Source organism: Litoribacillus peritrichatus (assembly GCF_039537985.1).
In the GTDB taxonomy this organism is placed as follows: Bacteria; Pseudomonadota; Gammaproteobacteria; order Pseudomonadales; family Litoribrevibacteraceae; genus Litoribacillus; species Litoribacillus peritrichatus.
Genome location: NZ_BAABBN010000007.1, coordinates 547,540 through 568,704, shown reverse-complemented (window position 1 = coordinate 568,704; position 21,165 = coordinate 547,540). Strand labels below are relative to the sequence as shown.

Below are 21,165 nucleotides of genomic sequence, written 5' to 3'. Positions count from 1 at the left end.
TTTAAAAAAGCCCTTCCGTTTCCTGCTTTATGCTGAAACACGCTCAGCCACAGCCACTACGTTTTCAACCGTAAAGCCGAACTCTTTCATTAACTCATCAATCGGAGCTGATTCACCAAACGTGGACATACCAACGATGTCACCGTTCAGGCCAACCCACTTGTACCAGTAATCTCGGTGTGCTGCTTCAACCGCAACGCGGGCAGCCACTGCCGCAGGCAGTACACTTTCACGATATTCAGCGGATTGCGCCTCAAAGATCTCTGCACAAGGCATAGAAACCACACGTACCGCTTTGCCTTTGGCCGTTAACGCTTCTGCAGCCAGTCGAGCCAGCTCAACTTCAGAGCCTGTTGCGATCAAGATCAAATCAGGTGTGCCAGCGCAATCTACTAAGGTATAACCACCTTTCTCGATGTTCGCTAATTGCTCGTCATTGCGAGTCTGATGCGGTAAACCCTGACGAGAGAAAGCCATGGCCGTCGGACCATCCAAACGCTCAATTGCGCTCTTCCAGGCCACAGCCGATTCCACTGCATCACATGGTCGCCATGCGTGCATGTTCGGGGTGCCACGCAGGCTTGGAATTTGCTCGACCGGTTGGTGAGTCGGGCCGTCTTCGCCCAGACCAATGGAGTCGTGCGTGTAAACATGAATCACAGGCTGCTTCATCAATGCCGACATACGAACGGCATTACGCGCGTATTCCATGAAGATCAGGAAGGTTGCACCGTACGGGCGGAAACCACCGTGCAGGCTCAAACCGTTCATGATCGCAGTCATACCAAATTCACGCACACCATAGAACACATAGTTACCAGAGGCATCATTAGCTTCGATGCCTTTGGAGCCGCTCCAAAGTGTCAGGTTAGAACCCGCTAAATCCGCTGAACCGCCCAACAGTTCTGGAAGCATTGCCGCATAAGCTTCAATGCTGTTCTGAGACGCTTTACGTGAAGCCACTTTCTCAGCTTTTTCATTCACTTCTTTAACGTAAGCTTCGGCTTTTTCAGAGAAGTCTTCAGGCAACTCACCCGCCATACGACGCTCTAGCTCAGCAGCAAGCTCAGGGTAAGCCGTTTGGTAGGCTTTGAATTTTTCATTCCAGGCAAACTCAGCCGCTGTGCCTTTTTCGCGAGCGTTCCACTCCTCTGAAATTTCAGCAGGAATTTCGAACGGACCGTAGTTCCAGCCCAAACGCTCACGCGTCAGCTTAATTTCATCGTCACCCAATGGTGCACCGTGACAATCTTCTTTGCCTTCTTTGTTTGGCGAACCAAAACCAATGATGGTTTTACAACAAATCAAAGTCGGTTGATCCGGATTGGCTTTGGCGGTTTCAATGGCCATTTTGATCTCTTCAGGATCATGACCATTCACCTTAGGAATTACCTGCCAGCCGTAAGACTCAAAACGTTTTACTGTATCGTCAGTGAACCAACCTTCAACTTCACCATCAATGGAAATGCCGTTGTCGTCATAAAACGCAATCAGCTTACCCAGACCCAGTGTACCCGCCAGTGAACAAACTTCATGGGAAATGCCTTCCATCATGCAGCCATCACCCAGGAATGCGTATGTCGCATGATCGACGATGTCATGACCTTCGCGGTTGAATTGGTCAGCAAGAATCTTTTCACCCAGCGCCATACCAACGGCGTTGGCAATGCCCTGACCCAACGGGCCGGTGGTTGTTTCTACACCCGGCGTGTACCCATATTCAGGGTGGCCCGGTGTTTTGGAATGAATCTGACGGAAATTTTTCAGGTCGTCGATGGAAACGTCATAACCGGACAAATGCAACAGTGAATAAATCAACATGGACCCATGACCGTTGGATAATACAAATCGGTCACGGTTCATCCAGTCCGGGTTTGCCGGGTTATGGGACATAAAATCATTCCATAAAACCTCTGCAATATCCGCCATCCCCATCGGGGCACCTGGATGACCTGATTTAGCTTTTTGAACCGCGTCCATGCTCAATGCGCGAATTGCATTAGCGCGTTCGGTACGAGTTGCCATTAAATAGACTCCTGAACAGTGTATGTTCACACAAGATTAGTTTGAGAACCAAAAAATGGGCGTATTTTCGCCTTTTTAAAGCAAGACATCAATCACTTGTAGTCGATCAGCGCCGTATGGCTTTAAATCTCGAAGTCCGCAATGTTTTTACCCCCTATTTTGAAACTCATATTTGAAACTCATAAAATAGAACCAATTAAAAATACACCAGAAGCTTCTAAAGCATTATTTGAGAAAGAGTTCTAACTTTTCCGAAATAAAAAGTTGGGGTTTGAACATCACTGGTAATTTGGATCTGCTACACAAGGAGATCCAAGCATGGTACTAAGGAATGATGTTTTTACAGTTGTTACCCCAAACAACCTTTGGAAGGAATACAGCCTTCAGGATGGTTTATATCGATGTGGTCGGCCCACCCATCCAGCATTGAAAAAGTTAAGGCTGGGCAAGGATATACACTTTGCATTAGACCCGTTCGTTAATGAGGAATTAATTCTGCCTCACCCAAAAATGGGCATTAGTTTTGGCGATTCAATAGCAACCTTGAAAAAACAACCCGTTAGCGGTGTCGCCTGGATACTTCCTAAGTATAAAATACTCCCGGAAGGGTTATTATTTAACTATCGGGATAAATACCACCCTCTCTTAAATGTATCTCGAAAAATGCCAGCCACAGAGCTTCTGGCGAAGCTTAATGAGCTTAGTAAATTGATGACATGCACCAACGTCCGAGTATAGTTTATGACTAAAGAATATTTCTTGCCTCCCGCCTTTTTCAATGAAATAGAAGTTTTTGCTAAAAAAGAAGGTCTTATCGAAGTTTTAAACGTTACCAATAAGCATACCAACGGAACAATTTTTCTCGAACCCTGGGAGTGCAAAATCCTACTTAACATTGCCAAGTTTTGGCGACTTAAAGCAGAGTTAAATTTCCCCTTTTGGGACGCTGAGCATCCACACTACAACCCTGAGCACGAAGAAGCGTTCTTTGACGCACAAGAAGAAACGTGGGGAAAAATAGCAATGACCTTTCCTGAAACACCCGACCACTAAGACCTATATCAATTTATTTTGATATAGGTATTGACCAAAAAAAATTTGGTGTTAGTCTAATTAGCCATGACAAACTCAACACCATTACCAACGATGCCAACCGAAGCATCCATCGACACCGCTAAACTGGCGCAGCTTTGCAAAGCCAGCGCAGACCCGTTGCGTCTCGATATTTTACGAGTATTGCGAGATGGCTCATTTGGGGTAATGGAACTGTGTAAAATTTTTAATGTGAAACAGTCGGGAATGAGCCACCACTTAAAAGTCATGGCCACCTCCGGTTTGCTGGAAACACGCAAAGAAGGCAACTCCATTTTTTACCGTCGCACGGTCAACCTGGAGCAACATGCACTAAAACCATTAATCGACACCTTGTTTCAGTCCGTTGATCAAACCGTGTTACCGGAAAGCATCCAAACCCGATTAACTGAAACTTATCAGGAACGGGCGCAGGTTTCGCATCAGTTCTTTGAAAAAAATGCAGCACGCTTCAGAGCACAGCAGGACTTGATTGCCAGCTGGAAAGACTACGGCACCAACGCCGCCAACTTACTCGGCGATATCGAACAACCCACCAAAACATTGGCGGTCGAATTTGGGCCTGGCACCGGTGAAATGTTGATTGAACTGGCCAACCGCTATCAGTCGGTAGTCGGCATCGATACCTCTGAAGAAATGCTGGCTCAGGCTCAACAGAGTATTCAAGGGTTAGATAATGTTGAACTTCGACATGGCGACGCCAGCGAACTGTTTCATCAACCGGTCTCTGTTGCTGATCCCCATCAGCCCAAAGCCAACTTGGTCACGTGCAACATGGTGCTTCATCATGTCCCTGCGCCTGAAAAACTGATCGAATCCGCTGCGAACATTCTTGCACCGCAAGGCTTGTTATTAATTACCGAGCTGTGTGCACACGATCAAAAGTGGGCTCGGGAGCACTGCGGTGATTTATGGATGGGCTTCGAGCAAGACGACATTGATCGCTGGGCCCACAGTTTTAAATTAGTGCCCGCCAGCACTCAATACTTGGCATTAAGAAATGGTTTTCAAATACAAGTACTGATTTACCGGAAAGATACTCAGTAAATATCTTGCGTCTAAATTCAGTCAACCAACTGCAACACATGGATCTTTGATCCTTAAAATAAAAAGGAAAGCGGAATGAGCGAATACAGTATTTTTACTTCTGAGTCCGTATCAGAAGGACATCCGGATAAAGTTGCTGATCAGATTTCTGACGCAGTACTTGATGCCATCATTGCTCGTGACCCTTATGCACGAGTGGCAGTAGAAACATTAGTTAAAACAGGTATGGCGATTGTTGCAGGTGAAGTAACCACCTCTTGCTACGTTGACCTGGAAGACATCGTTCGTGATGTAATCACCGGCATTGGCTACAACAGTTCAGACGTCGGTTTCGATGGCGCAACCTGTGCTGTATTAAACGGCATCGGAAAGCAGTCGGTAGACATCAACCAAGGCGTTGACCGTGCTAAGCCGGAAGATCAGGGCGCTGGCGACCAAGGACTGATGTTCGGTTATGCCACCAATGAAACACCAAGCCTGATGCCTGCACCTGTGTATTACGCGCACTTGCTCGTTGAACGCCAATCAGAATTGCGCCGCAATGGCACTTTGCCTTGGTTACGTCCGGACGCTAAGTCTCAGGTAACCATCAACTACGAAGGCGGCACGCCGAAAGTGGATGCTGTTGTACTTTCGACTCAGCACGATCCAAGCATTTCTTTGGAAGACCTACGCGAAGCTGTGCTTGAAAACATCATCAAGCCAGTCATACCTGCGGAGTGGCTGACTTCCGACACGCTTTATCACATCAACCCAACCGGCAACTTTGTGATTGGCGGCCCGGTGGGAGATGCAGGTCTGACAGGCCGTAAAATCATTGTTGATACTTATGGCGGTATGGCCCGTCACGGCGGCGGCGCTTTCTCAGGCAAAGATCCATCAAAAGTAGACCGTTCAGCCGCTTACATCGGCCGTTATGTGGCAAAGAACATTGTTGCTGCTGAATTGGCAGAACGTTGTGAAATCCAGGTGTCTTACGCCATTGGTGTGGCTGAGCCAACCTCCATTTCGGTCAATACATTCGGCACCGGCAAAATTTCTGACATCGAGTTGGCAAAAGTCATTCGCGAAGTGTTTGATCTGCGCCCTTATGCGATTCAAAACCAACTTGAATTGCTTAACCCTATGTATCAACTGACAGCTGCATACGGTCACTTTGGTCGCGAGCCATTCGAGCACACTTACACTTACACAGAAAACGGCGAAGAGAAGTCCAAAACCTTCACCGCTTTCACATGGGAAAGAACGGACAAAATTGACGCACTGAAAGCAGCCGCTAACGTTTAATCCCAAACACCTTAAATAACAAGGCAGGTTGAACAGTCCGCTGTTTAACCGCCACAACGAGATAAGATCATGACAGCATTTACAGACTACAAAGTTGCAGCGCAAACACCGGAAGCATTCAAAGCAGATGCAGAATGGGGCCGTAAAGAAATTGATATCGCAGAAGGCGAAATGCCGGCATTGATGGCGCTTCGCCGCAAGTATAAAGCCGACCAGCCATTGGCCGGTGCAAAGATCATGGGATGTATCCACATGACCATTCAAACTGCGGTATTGATCGAAACACTGGTTGATCTGGGCGCAGAAGTTCGCTGGTCATCATGCAACATTTTCTCCACTCAAGACCACGCCGCTGCAGCGATCGCCGCAGCCGGTATTCCTGTGTTCGCATGGAAAGGCGAAACCGAAGAAGAATTCCTATGGTGTATTGAGCAAACCATTCTTGCTGAAAAAGATGGCCGCGACGTTTGGGACGCAAACATCATTCTTGATGATGGCGGCGACCTGACTGAAATGGTACACAACAAGTACCCACAAATGCTGAGCACAATTAACGGCATCTCAGAAGAAACCACCACAGGCGTACATCGTTTGTTGGAAATGCTGGAAAAAGGCGAACTGAAAGTACCGGCGATCAACGTAAACGATGCGGTCACTAAATCTAAGAACGACAACAAATACGGCTGCCGTCACTCGTTGAACGATGCGATCAAGCGCGGTACAGACCACCTGTTGGCAGGTAAAAAAGCGTTGGTTATCGGTTACGGTGACGTAGGTAAAGGTTCTGCGCAGTCGCTTTCTCAGGAAGGCATGATTGTAAAAGTTACTGAAATTGACCCTATCTGTGCAATGCAAGCATGCATGGACGGCTTTGAAGTGGTTTCTCCTTACATCGACGGTATCAACACCGGCACCTTGGAAGGCATTAACAAAGATTTGTTGGCAAAAACCGACCTGATCGTAACCACCACAGGCAACGCAAACGTTTGTGATAAGAACATGCTTCAAGCGCTGAAGTCCGGCGCTGTGGTGTGTAACATCGGGCATTTCGATAATGAAATTGATACCGCGTTCATGCGCGAAAACTGGGAATGGCAAGAAGTTAAACCACAGGTTCACAAAGTGATTCGTAACGCGGACAACAACGATCACCTGATCCTGCTTTCAGAAGGCCGTTTGGTGAATCTGGGTAACGCAACCGGCCACCCAAGCCGTATCATGGATGGCTCCTTTGCGAACCAGGTATTGGCTCAGATGTATCTGTGGGATGCCAAATTTGCTGACCTGCCAGAAGCAGAAAAAGCAGAAAACATTTACGTGAAAGTTCTGCCTAAGAAGCTGGACGAAGAAGTAGCAGCCGACATGGTTGCCGGCTTTGGTGGCGTGTTGACTCAGTTAACGCAAGAGCAAGCGGATTACATCAATGTACCGGTTGAAGGCCCATACAAGCCAGAGTCTTACAAGTACTAATCACCAGGTGAGTGATTAAACGTTAGACCCGGCCGGAAGCAGGCATCCAATGATGCCTTCTTCCCCGCCTCTGTTGTATCTTTACCCCAGCTACTTTCTGTATTTTGCCCGAAATCACGGCACCTTCCTTTTAATTACACATACTCAAAGACGCTATACCACCGAGAACAGTTATGAACAATTTCAGATTAAGTTTCGAGTTTTTCCCAACCAAAACCGAAGAGGGTCACAAAAAACTGTTAGCTACCCGGGACATGTTGGCCACTGAAGCTCCGGACTTTTTCTCTGTCACTTACGGCGCAGGCGGCTCGACCCGAGACCGAACCCTCAGCATTGTTTCTGAATTGAACGAGCTGGGCGTACCTGCAGCGCCTCATTTATCGTGTGTCGGAGATTCCATTGCCGAGCTTCGCGACCTGCTGAACATCTATAAAGAAAACGGTGTTAATCGTATCGTGGCCTTACGTGGAGACTTACCTTCTGGCATGAAGGCTTCCTCAGGCGAACTTCGTTACGCCAATGAACTGGTAGAATTTATTCGCAAGGAAACCGGAGACCATTTCCAGCTGGAAGTGGCTGCCTATCCGGAAATGCACCCTCAGGCTGCTTCCTACGAGGCCGACCTGGACAACTTCGTGCGCAAAGTGGACGCCGGAGCCAACAGCGCCATTACTCAATATTTCTATAACATTGATGCGTTTTATTACTTCGTCGACCGTGTTCAAGCCAAAGGCGTGAACATTCCGATTGTTCCGGGCATCATGCCAATCACTAATTACAGCAAACTGGCACGCTTTTCAGACGCTTGCGGTGCAGAAATCCCACGCTGGATACGCAAGCAATTGGAAGCTTATGGCGATGACATTGAAAGCATTCAGAAATTCGGTGAGGAAGTGGTCACAGCTATGTGTCAGGAACTGGTGGATCAAGGCGTGCCTGGCCTGCACTTCTATACACTGAACCAAGCAGCGCCTAACCTGGCCATTTGGCGCAATCTGGAACTTGATGAAGGCAGTGAAGCCTAACTTCATTCAGGGAAAGCCAAGCCCTCACTCAGGCTTTGCTTTTCTCCGGTTCCATTGTTACCGTAAAGCGAATCAATGTTGACGTCCACGTCGCTGTCATTCGCTTTACGGAGCAAACCATGAAAATAAAAATAACAGGTAATGTAGGCGAACATGACGTCAACTTAGACGTAGACCTGCCCGAAGAAGCACTTCAACAATTCTTCAGTCAGCTATCCATCAAACCCTCTGAAGCGACGGTCTCACCATTGGTGCGAAGCAGGCCCGAAGCAAAAACGTCGGAGCTGGCCGAATCTCTCGATTTCATCAAAAAACAGATTAAAGTCTCTCAGTATCAGTTAATTGATCATCTCGCCGATCTCGGACTGGAAGACTCCGAGATCAAACGTGCCATCATGTGGCTGAATCACCACGCAGACATTCACGTCGAAACCCAAACCAAAGGCCCACACAGCCAGTATCATATTTTTCACTGGCAACCCACGGAATAATCCCTGCAGGCTGCCAATCATTCATCCAGCCACATGCTAAGTGTCCGGGCTGATGGAGTCCGGCAAAGTTAAAATGGCCAATCGCCTGGACAAAGAATAAATATGACGAACTTGCTCGCAAAAAGCCATTTCTAACCGAAACACCATGGGCCGGTTCCCCTCATCAACCAACTTATTGGCCAATCGATTGAGGATCGTGGTGATCGCATTTTCAATATCATCGGCCATCACTAATACTTGCTGGGCCGCTTTTTGGTCTTCAGAACTCACTGCTTTCAGAGCATACACAAAAGCCTTTTCCATTTCGGTAAGCAAATGCATGAAATCGGCACGAGTTTCTGGACTGGCCAGAACATTATACTTAATGAATTTTTTCGAAGTGCCAGCCAGCCCGACAGAAACCCCATCTCCAACATGCTCGATATGATCAATGGCCGCCATCAGCTGCATGAATTCCCGAGTTTGGTTCTCTGATAATTGCGTTTTCCGTATTCTTCCTAAAAAACGCAGAATCTTCTCTTGCAGCACATCCACCTGATCATCAATTTTGCTGACCTCTTTGATTTCAGCTTTATTCCTGTTGCCCACCACTCGGCTGAAATGTTCAATCATCCCAACCACTATCTGCCCCATATGCGAGACTTCCAGTCGTACTCTCGCCAGAGCCAGTGCAGGTGAATTTAACAGCTCTCTGTCCAGGTATTTAGCAACCACAATTTCTTTCTGTTCGACTTTTTTCTTAGGCAACAGCCAACAGGTAAGCTTGCCGAAATACATTGCAAACGGCAAAAATAATAAGGTATTAATCACATTGAACAAGGTATTGGCGTTGGCGATTTGCCGGGGCGAATCCACCGCCATTCGGCTGATGACATCCAACTCAACGGTCTCGGGAGAAATCATACGACTGAGCGCAGCCAATAGCGGAATAAGTGGCAACCAAATGATCACCCCGATCACATTAAATAAAATATGCACCATCGCAGCTCTTTTCGCTTCAACGCTTTTACCAATGGAAACCAGAACCACTTTGACACAGGTACCAATGTTGGCACCGAGGGCCAGCGCAATACCCGCTTCCAAATTAAGAAAGCCCTGGCTGGCCATCACGATCACAATACCTGTTGTGGCCGAAGATGACTGAATCACGGCAGTGAACAAGGCGCCGGCAAAAATACCCAACACAGGTGAGTTCATATCCCGCATAAACGCCAGAAAAGGGTCATAACTGCGCAACGGAGACATAGAGTCACTCATGATCTCCATCCCAAAAAAAATCAAGCCCAATCCCATTACAACCAGGCCGTAAGCTTTTATTTTTTCTTGCCGTCCAAAAAACCAAAACCCAAAACCCGTTGCAATAAAAAACAAGGCCGCTTTAGAAACCTTAAACGCGACTATTTGCGCGGTAATGGTGGTTCCGACATTAGCGCCCATAATCACCCCGATGGATTGCGTCATGGTCATCAAACCGGCAGATACAAACCCCACCACTAAGACCGTTGTCACCGAAGAGGATTGAATGACCGAAGTCACCGCCGCCCCGGACAAAGCCCCCATGACCCGATTTCGGGTAACACTGGCCAGCCATCCCTTCAATCGCTTGCCGGCCACAGTTTGCAAGGCACCACTCATGAGTTCAATGCCATATAAAAACAGCGCTATTCCCCCGAAAAGACTGATTAACATACCCAACCAGCTGGCTGAGCCGTTTAACGAAGAAGGTTCAGAGGGTAACGAAGGGGCAGCAACAACAATAAAAGGCAGACAAACGAAAGCCAAAACAAAAACAGGCAGTAATTGACGTTGGCAAAAAGACTGAAGAGATCTTAAAATCATACGCCTCACTCGTTACGATTTTTCAAACACACAAAATGCGCATCCCTCGAATATATAACAAAGCACTTAGTCACGAAAAAAACAACCTGATGCTCGACGCTGAACTCAGCCATTATCTGGGTCGGGTATTAAGAATGAAGGCCGGTCAACAGCTCTACATGTTCGATGGCCAGGGTTATGAAGTGTTAGCCGAAATTGAAGAATTCGAAACAAAAAGCTGTGTACGAGTCGCAGTTGTGGATGTCGTTGAGAACGATAAAGAATCACCGATCTACATCCACCTGGGGCAAAGCATTTCCAAAGGGGATCGAATGGAGTTCACCATTCAAAAATCGGTTGAGCTGGGCATTTCAGAAATCACCCCCATTTTTGCTGAACGCAGTGAAGTCAAATTAAAAGGTGAACGGTTGCAGAAGAAAGTCGACCACTGGCAAAGTATCGCAGCGTCTGCCTGTGAACAGTGTGGCCGAAGTGTTGTGCCTAAGGTCAACCCTCCTGTATCCCTTGAACAGTGGCTAAGGCTTCGTCAGGAACCGGTTCGCATCACGTTACACCATAGGGCAACAGCTGACTTAAGAACACTGGAAAAGCCACTCACTGCGGCACTTCTGATCGGGCCGGAAGGCGGTTTGTCTGAAACTGAAATTAAAATCAGTGAAGAAAGTGGATTTAAATCCATTACCATTGGGCCCAGAGTATTAAGAACCGAAACCGCCAGCTTGACGGTTTTATCGTTAATGCAATACCAGTGGGGCGATCTGTAGTCATTGGCGACGTACTTAATTCAAAAATACGGCCAAAAAAGTGAATAAACGAGAGCAACGCCCTCGAACCGCAACTAGCCCAGCTGGGTTAGCATCAGTTCAATTTTTTCCAGATCCGGGATGACCACCGTCTGGTCCTCCAATTCCGCCGCCGCTCGCTCAACCGGCAATAAAAACGCATCGGACGACTTCATTTCATCGGCGTGAACACGCACCAATGTCGGTAGATCCGCAAACGGAACCGCAAAGAACTCAAACTTGGATTTGCCGGACAAACGATTAATAACCGCTAAGCGAGTTCGTTCATTCACCTCAAACGGCTTTTCTTCATTCAGCAGCTCGATAGAAACAATTGGAACCTGGATGTTTCGCCAGGAAAAATAGCCCAACAGCCACTCCGGCCCGGTTTCCTTCTTCGGAGCTTGGTAAGGAATAACTTCAGCCACCGAAACGTTAGGAAGCACGATGTTTTTAGGTTCCTTCGGAAAGCGCAAACAAGCAACCTGACTTAATTGTTCAGCCATGAACTCTTACCTATCAATTAAAAAGGATAAATTGGATCATCAATGGACACATCTCCCGTGTGTTCATCAACAATAACGGCATCTTGATATCGGGAAGCAATTACCTGAACCAGCTTCTCTGCAAGCTCCTCTGGCGTCCCCTGAAAAGAGCTGCGTCCGGTGCCTAATACCGATTCCGGCATAGACGCACTGGCGCACGTTGAGAGCGTCTGCACCCAAACTTGCGCACCTGAATCCGTCATCGCATTGGCACCATCTGAGGCATCATCGCCCATCCCACTGAATATAATGGAGCCGGTATCAGGCCCATAACACAGTGCGAACTCTTTCATCACATGAGAAATCGACGGGCTATACAACCCCTGCCAAGGGCGATTATGAACAAAAATAACCCCCTCTTCTTTGGTGCACTGAATTTGGTGGTTGACCGGTACAATATGGACTTCGCCAACGGCCACTTTCTTTTTATGACCGCAGTGCTTCATATCGAATGCAGAGTGTCGGCCCAATACCTGATTGAGCACCGGTAAAAAGTTGTTATCAATGTGCTGTGCGTACACAAACCCCACTGGCAAACCTTCCGGCAAAACATCCAAAAACCGCTTAACCGCACCCGGCCCACCCAAAGATGCACCCAGCACCCATACATAGGGCGCGGGCGTTCCTTTAGGCAAAGGCTTAGTGATGTTCGCTGGCAATGAAATTTTCTGGGCCTGGCTTTCCGTTGACATCAACTCCGGCGTTTTTTGAGAGACGTTCGACTCAGCCTGCTCTTCCTTCACTGACGAAGAAAGCAAAGGCACTTTCAACTCAGGAATCACAATCGTTTCACTGGTTGTCAGTAACGAGCGTACCTTTTTATTAAAACGCTTCTGCCAGCGCACAAACTCATCGCTGTTAAACGGCGGCACCTCACCTTCACCAAACAAAATGGGCACCGTGGTGGTATCCAATACCTGGTCAAGAAAATCAGACCATTTATCTTCATCCGCAAGATCAATGATCCATGCAGCTATTGTTTCATCTGTGATTTCATCGTCCGATACTCGATCCGGTGATGTATTCACAGCAACAACCAAGCCGATCTCTTCCACTGCTTTGCCCAGTGTGTTCGTGTGAAGCGGCTTGTCTGAAACAATACCTATTTTCATGCCTGTAACTGTCAACCTGATACCTACTGTTTTCCAACCAACAACTCAATGGTTTCTAACAACGTCGTCTCTTGGAAAGGTTTGCCCATATAATGGTTCACGCCAATCGACATTGCTCTTTCACGATGCTTTTCGCCCGTTCGTGAAGTAATCATAATAATAGGAAGATCGGCCAGTTGTTCATTGTGACGAACAAAAGAGGCGACTTCAAAACCGTCCATACGCGGCATTTCAATATCCAGCAACATGATGTCAGGACGCTCATCCTGCAGCTTAGCGATGGCATCCACTCCATCTTTGGCCGTTGATACATCATAACCCTGGCGCTGGAGTACACGTGAAGTTACCTTACGCACAGTGACAGAATCATCCACCACCATGACTCGTAACGGCCGTTCCTCGTCAACAACCTCAGGTGGTTCAGCAAGCGCTGCGTTGTTAGCCAACTCTTCCAGATGCGCATGTTCGGAACGGATCAATGCAGCCAGATCAAGAATGATCACCACACTACCATCACCAAGAATGGTAGCGCCTGATACGCCTTCAACCGTACTGAACTGAGCACCCAAGGATTTCACCACCACCTCACGGCTTCCCATCAGGCTATCGACTTGCAAGGCAATCGGGTGCTCAGCACCACGAACCAGCAACACAGGCAGAGGCAACACCTGTCCCTGCAGTTTTGGTGTGTGTCCTGATTTCAGCAAGTCCCCCATGTACTCCATGCGGTATTCTTTACCGGCATAAACGTAAGGGAGAGTCGATCCTTCACGGTAGAACTCTTCCAGCTCATAAGGGCTGACACGAACAATACCCTCAATGGTATTCAATGGAATGGCGTAAAGGTCATCACCGATTTTCACCATCAATGCCCGGTTTACCGATACCGTGAATGGCAAGCGAACATCAAATTCAGAGCCTTTGCCGTAAACAGAGTCAATAGCAACATTACCACCGAGTTGCTTAATTTCACTGTTCACAACGTCCATACCTACGCCACGACCGGATATTTGAGTGACTTTTTTGGCCGTTGAGAAACCTGGGCTGAAAATAAACTGAATTACTTCATGATCCGTTAAATCAGACTCAGGTTTCATTAATTGACGTTCGATCGCTTTGTTACGAACCGCTTCAAAATTAACACCAGCACCATCGTCTTTCAGCTTCAGGACAACTTCACCGCCTTCACGGCCTACAAATAAATCAACGGTGCCTTTAGGTTTCTTGCCTGCTTTCTTACGAACATCCGGCATCTCAATACCATGATCCACCGCATTTCGAAGCATGTGCTCAAGCGGTGCAACCATGCGTTCCAGCACGGTTCTGTCCATTTCACCTTCCGCATTATGGACCTTAAAGTCCACTTGTTTGCCCAGCTCCTGACTGACCTGGCGAACAATACGGCGCAAACGAGGAACCAGACGACTGAATGGAACCATTCGGGTTCGCATCAGGCCTTCCTGCAGTTCGGTATTAATGCGCGACTGCTGTAGCAATAAGGTCTCTGAATCACGCACTTTGTTTTCAAGTGTCGCGCGCAAGTCCAGAATATCGGTCACGGACTCAAGCAGAGAACGAGACAACTGCTGCATGTTGGTGTATCGATCCATTTCTAACGGATCGAAGTCATCATAGTCATGAGACTGTTGCATCTCGGTACGGTACGAGATTTGAGCCTGCGTTTCCAAATCCAAACGCTTCAACTGCTCCTGCAGACGACCGACCGTAATATCCATATCTTCCAGTGTGAAGCCGATATCAGACACTTCCGTTTCCAGACGTCCGCGAGAGATCGAGGTTTCACCGGCAAGGTTCACCAGATTTTCCAGCAACTCGGAAGAAACTTTCACTTGCTCCTGACCCGAGCCCACCTTAGTTTGGTCTGCAATGCCTTCCCGAACCACAGGACCAAATTCCGGCGCCGGAATCAATTCAATTTCAACTTCATTACCAAGAATCAGCTCTTCTGGCGCGTCTTCCATTTCGTCCAGGTGAGAAAGCTCATCGAGCAACTTATCTTCATCAACAACGTTGAGCTCAGCGTCCAGAGGCTTAACTTCTTCAATCTGTAGCTCCGCCGAACCCGCTGACAAGGCATCATCATTCGCAATCGTCGGTAACGAAAGCTCAGCATCACCCTCGGCAACTGCAGGTGCTTGCGACGACAAAGACAGCCCGGAAATCTTAGACTGCAACACATCAATGCGTTTCTCTAAACCGGAGAAATATTCTTCATCCAGCGTGTCCGATGCTCTTTCCACATAACTTTCAAGGTCGTGGGTACTGCCTGCTAACTCATCCATCTTGGCCACACGCGCGCCGCCTTTGATGGTATGAAGTAAACGTAATACTTCAGACTTCAGCTTTTGGTTGGCTGGATCTGTCCGCCATGAATGAGCCACGTTATCCAGAGACTCAAAAAGCTCCTTTGCTTCTTCATGGAACATGCCTGAAATTTCCAGTTCTGCCGCGTCCAGTGCTGACAGACCCAAATCACTCAGATCAATGTCCAGATCGCCAGAGAGGTCCTCTTCCGACAAACCAAGCGCTGCCAGATCAATTTCGTCTTCTATCTCGGGAAGTTCGAAGTCATCTTCGGCAACAGGCAGCGTTTCATCAAAACCAGTTTCATCAGCAGAAACCTCTTCCGAAGCAACCTCCTCAAAGGTTAGCGCTTCCGGAATCTCAGCATCCAATGAATCATCCACTTCCAGAGTTTCGCTTAATTCAGGAATGTCAGTTAATTCTGGAATGTCAGTTAATTCTGGAATGTCAGTTAATTCAGGAATGTCAGCCAGCTCTGGAGTATCAGATAGATCAGGAGTATCAGTAAGCTCTTGAATGCCAGACAGTGGAATATCAGTTAAGTCCGGCGATACGGAAAGATCGGCAGGCAACTCCACTTCCGGTTCAGTCACCGGTTGTTCATCGGTAAGAACAGGAATATCCAATGCGTCTGTTTCGGAGTGCGTTTCTGTAACCTCTACATCATCCAGCGACAACTCTGAAATGTCATCCAACGCGACGTCAGCAGTGCCATCCACTGCAGGCAGATCAACACCTGCTTCAACGACGGTATCCTCTTCAAGTTCAGACGCTGTGATTTGAGGTTGCGAGTCTTCAGAAGCAAAAGACGAATCTTCAGAAACGTCCGGTGTCACTGCCAGGTCAAACTCTTCAACACCATCCTGAGCCGTCAGTTCGATGATTTCAGAATCAGTCTCTGATGCAATGTCTTCCTCAGCCGTATCTGTAGACAAGCCATAGCTTTCGTCCAGCGTCGGAACGTCCAAGGATTCTACATCATCAAACCCAACAGATAGCTCTGTCTCTTCTTCAAGAATCGAGTCATCAACCAAGTCTGGTTCAACGCTCTCTTCAAAACCAGCTTCGGCTGCGTCTTCCACAGCGCTTTCTTCCAGATCGCTCTCTGCCAGCGCACCATCTTCCGTGTCCGCTGGTGATAAATCATAACTGCCTGTCTTGCAATAACTGGTGACAGCCTGCACCAGGTCACCGGCTGCAGTCGGCATCACACCTGAATTGACGGCATCTATCATGTCCGCTAAGCGATCATGGCACGAGCGCAACAACTCCAATAAAGGCTCTGAACTCTTAAATACGCCCTGAACCAATCCCTCATAGAGGTTTTCAAGCTCATGACCCAAGTCACCAATCGGCGCCAACTCGGCCATTCGCGCGCCACCTTTGAGCGTGTGCAATTCACGTTGCAACTCTGCCACAGGTGTTAAATCTTGTTGATTATCCGCCCAGCTCTCAAGCTGCTCAGTAATACTTTCGAGAATTTCTTCCGCTTCTTCAAGGAAGATTTCAACCAGCTCCGGATCAACGTTACTGCTTAACGGTACAGGCGCGGCCTGAGATAACTCTCGATCAGCCACAGAACTCAGCTCACTGAATTCTTCTGTTTCAGCAACAACTTCAGCCACTGCGCCACCTTTCATGTAGCCCAGAATGCGTTGTTCTAGTTCAGGAAAAGAGCCCGGTGTTTTGTGATCATGAATGTCCCCGATTTGACTGGCAATAGCATCATGACAATCCTGAAGTAAATTGGCCAACGGTTGGCTGTACTGGAATCGGCCTTCAGACAGACCTTCATACAGATTTTCAAGCTCGTGACACAAGTCACCAACCGCTTCAAATTCGGCCAGTCTCGCGCCACCTTTTAAGGTATGAATCGAGCGCTGAAGTTCATGCACAGGCGTCAGCGAATCCGGCTGCCTTTGCCACCCCTGAAGGTTCTCATCCAGGTGGGAGACAATATCATCGGCTTCTTCAAGGAAAATGCTGACCAACTCGCTTTCATCTTCATCGGTCATGTCAGACGTTTCAGGTAAAACCTCTGGCTCGGCATAGGCATCAACGCTTTCACCAAACTCATCAAACTCATCAACCAATGCCGCTAAATCGTCATCGCTGGCTAAATCGTCCTGTTCTGCCGTATCGGTAGGCTGTGCAAACCCTGTCGGTTCTTCCAGTTCACCTAACGAATTAAGATCGTCTGCTTCGTCAAATTCGAAATCGCCTTCCAGCGATACTTCACCACCAAAGTCGTCGGTAAGTGGCGCTTCTGCTTCCGGAGATAAAGACGCAACCATAGCGTCCCGATCCAACCCATGAATGGCCCCAATCAAAGCATCATTGGACGGTATCGACTGACCCGCAGCCAACAGATCCATCAAGGACACTAAATATTCATAACCTTTTTCCAGTTCATCAAAAAACGCCGCGTTAGGCTCACCGGCAAGTGAACTGACCTCTCCAATCAGCTTAGACAAGGCTTCTGACACATCAGAGAAATGGTCCACACGCGACATCTTCGCAGCTCGAGCCAGCGTAATGTACTCACCTTCCAGGTCACCGGAAAGTTGAGTATTCAGCGCATCTTTTCGCCATTGGCCCGAAAGCAATTCAATATCACCCAGAATGTCCATGCCTTCCATCAGGAAGATATTCATCATTTGATGATCAGGCGACGCATCCACCTGAGACGCCTTCTCTGAATTTTCGGTATGTCTGACTTCACTCGGCAAGCGAGACAAAGTCTCCGACAATGTGGTTAACCATTCATCATCCATGTCGAAAGAAACCTTTGTTTCTTTCGACATATCTTTAATCGCTGCTGCAATCCACTCAGCCGCATCATTCAATTGGCCTAGCAAGATGCTATCGGCCATCAAGTGCGCAGAGCGAGCTTCTTTGACAATGCGTTCACATTCACTGGCCAGATCGGCAACGGCCGTCACACCCGCCATATGAGCACTGCCCTTGAGGGTATGAAGTGCTCTTTGCACGTCGTCATTCAAACTGACCTGATCAACGTTTTGGTTGTCCGTATAAAACTCGTGAATCACCGCCAGATGAGTTTCTGCTTCGCTCTTAAAGATATTGAGCAGATCCGACGCTTCATCAAGTTCTATGGTGATTTCTTCATCTACATCGTGTTCTTCATCTGCACGATGCTCAACGTCTAAGCTAGGTTCGGAATCGTTCTGACCTGAAGCATCCTCAGAAACACCACTCGCTTCTTCGGCTTCGACGATTAATTCCGGAGCATCTTTTGGTTTATCTGCACTGGCAGACAGAATGGCCGGAGTCTTGCCTTCCAGAACTTCATCGGCTGCGTTCATCAGAGGCGTCACATCGGCGCCAGATTTCTGGTGCTTTGAGAAGTCGTCTACCAACGAAGGCAATACTTCGCATACACGATCAATAAGATCGAACATAACCGGTGAGGCTTCGATCGTTTGGTCAATCACCCGGTTAAGCAGGTTTTCCACTTTCCAGGCCAGCTCACCAACGTCCTCAGCCCCTACCAGGCGACCACTGCCTTTCAATGTATGGAAAGCTCTGCGCACTTCTGTTTGCGCTTCAGTATTAGTGTAATCGGCTTTATAAGCAGGCAAAAATTCTGCAATGGTTTCCTGAACTTCTTCGGCTTCCTCGGTAAATATCTCGATGATTTCCTCATCGATCATATCATTACCCGATGCCTCTGGTTCTTCAGGCTCGACAGGCGCGTCAGTTGTAATTTGTGGAGTATTTTCTTCAAGAATCAGCTCAGATAACACATCATCCGTCGCTAATCCCACGTCCAACGCTACGTCATCACTTTCTGTTTCGGCATCTTCCGCTGAACTTTCACTGACAAAAGAATCTTCAACCCGGCTGCCTTCACTTACAGAAAGCTCATCACCTAATTTAATTTCAGTTTCTTCAGGTAATTCTATAGGCGAAATCAGCGGCTCTTCATCGGCTGAATCAACCTCCGTTTCAGACGTAACCTGCGTTTCTTCATCCAACGTGAAGTCTAATTCAAGCCCATCATCGGCATGGTCAATTGCATCGGAAACTGCGTGTTGAATGTCAGAGGAGTCAAAACCACTAATACTGTAGCCCAAATCGTCTTCGGAAGAAGTTTGATCACTTTCATCCGGCAATTCAAAATCAAGATCCGGTAGCGCGTCCGCTTCTGCTGACCCATCGGCCAAGTCCAGATCAACGCTCAATTCAGGCACTTCTGGCTCCGGCTCTTGGGCAGTTTCAGGTGTGCTATCAAGTTCAACGGACGTCATGGGATCAGGTTCCAGACTAACCGTGTCAGTAAACTCTGATGTTTCTTCGTCAGCTAAATCGACGGTAAACTCTGAATCCGGCTCAGGCATCAATTCAAGAGACAGTTCGTCGCTGTCGTCTTCGTGTTCAGTGCTAATATCCGCACTGTGATCTGCCATCAACTCTTGAGTAACAATCTGCTGGCCTGTGATTGCAGAAATACTTTCTGCTGCCACATCCAATACTGAACCGCCTTCTTCCTGGGCACTTTCCGTTACCCGCTCAAGATAATAATCAACGCCAGCTACAGCGTCTGCCAATCCATCCATCATTTCCCAGGACGGATTTTCGCTGCCAGGCGCCAGAATTCTGGTTTCAACCACGTCTCGGGTTTGCGCTAGAATCTCAGCCGCTCTTGCCAGCTGAGGCACCATAAACAAGGCGCCTTCCACACTTTTCAGCAACTCAGGCACGGCTTCAACTTCTGAAGTCTCCCATTGAGATGCGATGAAGCTGATGATCGAGTCTTTAACTTGCTCCAGGCCGTTGCGACATTCTTTTACTACTGCCGCCTGGGCTGTATTCAATGCATCGACCGGAATATCAGAAGTCGAAGTAGACGCACCACCGCTGGAGGTTTTATTAGCAGCGGCATTTAAGCCCACTTCCACCATGAGCAGCTCACTGGCAATGGCCATTAACTCTTGCTGCTCAGGCTTTTGTTTTGTCTCTATCCAACTTTCAATTTTATCGTTTTGATCAAGCAGTGATTTACGCTCAGGCCCAAGACCCAAAACCGCCAACGTATCTGAAATTTGCTTGAACGTAGAACCTAACTCGGCCAACTTATCAAAGTCGTAGTTATCCGAACGCGTGAACAAATCAAAACGCTCTTTTAGGTTCACTAATTCTTCAGTCAGAGCCGAAACCACCGAGTCCATTGCGGACTTATAAGAACCTTGCAAGGCCTTAGCGCTCTCTTGCTCGGTAGGTAACGCTGAAATTAAGCCAAATACTTGTTTAATACTGCGTACGGAAGAAGCATCCGAAGAGGACTTAGCAATGTAATACAGTAGATTCTTAGCCAGCTCTTCCGGCACCGGCTCATTCAACGCCGTTTCGCCGTCCGTTTGAAGACGGCCAATTTCTTTTTCAACCTGCCTTAGCAAGGTTTTTACCGCCAAACCGCTATCAATAGTATTGCTCGACATGCCCTCAACGACGGCACCAGCAATCCACCACAATCTTGCAATAGGGGCTTCACCGCAAAGCTGCTCCAAGTGCATACAGACTTTTGCCAAAGTGCTGAAACTTTTATCCAGGTCAACGTTACGAATGACTCCGATCAGACCAAGCCGATACGCTTCACGAAGGCGGGGAATCTTTTCGAAAGCCCCCGGCGCATGAAACGTAAAATGCTCATCAGAACGCAAAGGCAATAAATTCGGGCTGAACAGAGACGTTTCTGTCAACAAGCTGTCACCACGAGCAGAACGCAAATCGTTCAGCAAAGGCAATAACGTAACCGGTATATCATCTTTACCAGCCTGCAGGTGTTCCAAATACCCTGGTAACTGGAGAATGGCTTGCATCAACACTTCTTGAGCGTCTTTTACATGCGGCACCTTGCCATTGATGATGGCCTGGGCAACCGTTTCCATTTCTTCTGCAAGTAATGCTGCACCATAAAACTCCACCATCTGCAATGTACCATGCACTTGATGGATATAGGTCAAACAGAAGCGCATCCGAGTCCCGTCATCCGGCGACTCCACAAATGCCTCAAGAGACTGTTCAGCCTGCTTCAGCGTATCCTCAATTTCACCTTTTACCCACTCCAGGGCAACGTAGTCGTGGTGCTCAGCCATAACGAC

General features: G+C 47.9%; 13 protein-coding genes. 8 read left to right on the top strand and 5 right to left on the bottom strand.

What is annotated here, in order from left to right; all coding sequences use genetic code 11:
* Positions 1 to 27: 27 nt before the first annotated feature.
* The gene (gene tkt / locus ABD744_RS12235) at positions 28 to 2,025 is read right to left on the bottom strand and encodes a transketolase (protein WP_344798788.1); all 1,998 of its coding nucleotides are present in this window, start codon (positions 2,023 to 2,025) and stop codon (positions 28 to 30) included.
* A 318-nt stretch (positions 2,026 to 2,343) separates the two neighbouring features.
* Between tkt and ABD744_RS12230 the strand changes: the two genes are divergently transcribed.
* The 7 genes from ABD744_RS12230 to ABD744_RS12200 all read left to right on the top strand — a co-directional run bounded on the left by ABD744_RS12230 (position 2,344) and on the right by ABD744_RS12200 (position 8,437).
* Positions 2,344 to 2,763 carry a hypothetical protein gene (locus ABD744_RS12230; RefSeq protein WP_344798787.1) on the top strand — a complete coding sequence of 140 codons (420 nt, stop codon included), beginning with the start codon at positions 2,344 to 2,346 and terminating at the stop codon, positions 2,761 to 2,763.
* A gap of 3 nt (positions 2,764 to 2,766) precedes the next feature.
* On the top strand, positions 2,767 to 3,078 hold the full coding sequence (locus tag ABD744_RS12225; protein WP_344798786.1) for a hypothetical protein: 312 nt from the start codon (positions 2,767 to 2,769) through the stop codon (positions 3,076 to 3,078).
* Positions 3,079 to 3,144: 66 nt separating this feature from the next.
* The gene (locus ABD744_RS12220; protein ID WP_344798785.1) at positions 3,145 to 4,164 is read left to right on the top strand and encodes an ArsR/SmtB family transcription factor; all 1,020 of its coding nucleotides are present in this window, start codon (positions 3,145 to 3,147) and stop codon (positions 4,162 to 4,164) included.
* 75 nt (positions 4,165 to 4,239) lie between these two features.
* On the top strand, positions 4,240 to 5,451 hold the full coding sequence (metK, locus tag ABD744_RS12215) for a methionine adenosyltransferase (protein ID WP_344798784.1): 1,212 nt from the start codon (positions 4,240 to 4,242) through the stop codon (positions 5,449 to 5,451).
* A 69-nt stretch (positions 5,452 to 5,520) separates the two neighbouring features.
* Positions 5,521 to 6,921 (top strand): adenosylhomocysteinase, encoded by a 1,401-nt coding sequence (ahcY, locus tag ABD744_RS12210; protein WP_344798783.1) that lies wholly within the window; start codon positions 5,521 to 5,523, stop codon positions 6,919 to 6,921.
* Between the two features lie 173 nt (positions 6,922 to 7,094).
* A complete protein-coding gene (metF, locus tag ABD744_RS12205; protein ID WP_344798782.1) occupies positions 7,095 to 7,946 on the top strand; it encodes a methylenetetrahydrofolate reductase [NAD(P)H] in 852 nt (283 codons plus the stop codon).
* A gap of 119 nt (positions 7,947 to 8,065) precedes the next feature.
* Complete coding sequence (locus tag ABD744_RS12200) at positions 8,066 to 8,437, top strand: hypothetical protein (protein WP_344798781.1); 372 nt, start codon at positions 8,066 to 8,068, stop codon at positions 8,435 to 8,437.
* 36 nt (positions 8,438 to 8,473) lie between these two features.
* On the opposite strand, the gene ABD744_RS12195 is transcribed toward ABD744_RS12200, so the two are convergent.
* Positions 8,474 to 10,276: a Na/Pi cotransporter family protein gene (locus ABD744_RS12195; RefSeq protein WP_344798780.1), complete on the bottom strand. Its 1,803-nt coding sequence runs from the start codon at positions 10,274 to 10,276 to the stop codon at positions 8,474 to 8,476.
* Between the two features lie 35 nt (positions 10,277 to 10,311).
* Here ABD744_RS12195 and ABD744_RS12190 point away from each other — a divergent pair, with 35 nt between their 5' ends.
* Positions 10,312 to 11,040: a 16S rRNA (uracil(1498)-N(3))-methyltransferase gene (locus ABD744_RS12190; RefSeq protein ID WP_344798779.1), complete on the top strand. Its 729-nt coding sequence runs from the start codon at positions 10,312 to 10,314 to the stop codon at positions 11,038 to 11,040.
* Positions 11,041 to 11,114: 74 nt separating this feature from the next.
* On the opposite strand, the gene ABD744_RS12185 is transcribed toward ABD744_RS12190, so the two are convergent.
* Genes ABD744_RS12185 through ABD744_RS12175 form a run of 3 tightly spaced genes read right to left on the bottom strand, consistent with a single transcriptional unit; the run spans position 11,115 to position 21,159 of the window.
* Positions 11,115 to 11,564, bottom strand: a complete 450-nt coding sequence (locus ABD744_RS12185) for a chemotaxis protein CheW (RefSeq protein WP_344798778.1) — start codon at positions 11,562 to 11,564, stop codon at positions 11,115 to 11,117.
* A gap of 17 nt (positions 11,565 to 11,581) precedes the next feature.
* On the bottom strand, positions 11,582 to 12,715 hold the full coding sequence (locus ABD744_RS12180; protein WP_344798777.1) for a chemotaxis protein CheB: 1,134 nt from the start codon (positions 12,713 to 12,715) through the stop codon (positions 11,582 to 11,584).
* Between the two features lie 23 nt (positions 12,716 to 12,738).
* Positions 12,739 to 21,159 (bottom strand): Hpt domain-containing protein, encoded by an 8,421-nt coding sequence (locus ABD744_RS12175; RefSeq protein ID WP_344798776.1) that lies wholly within the window; start codon positions 21,157 to 21,159, stop codon positions 12,739 to 12,741.
* Between the last annotated feature and the right edge of the window lie 6 nt (positions 21,160 to 21,165).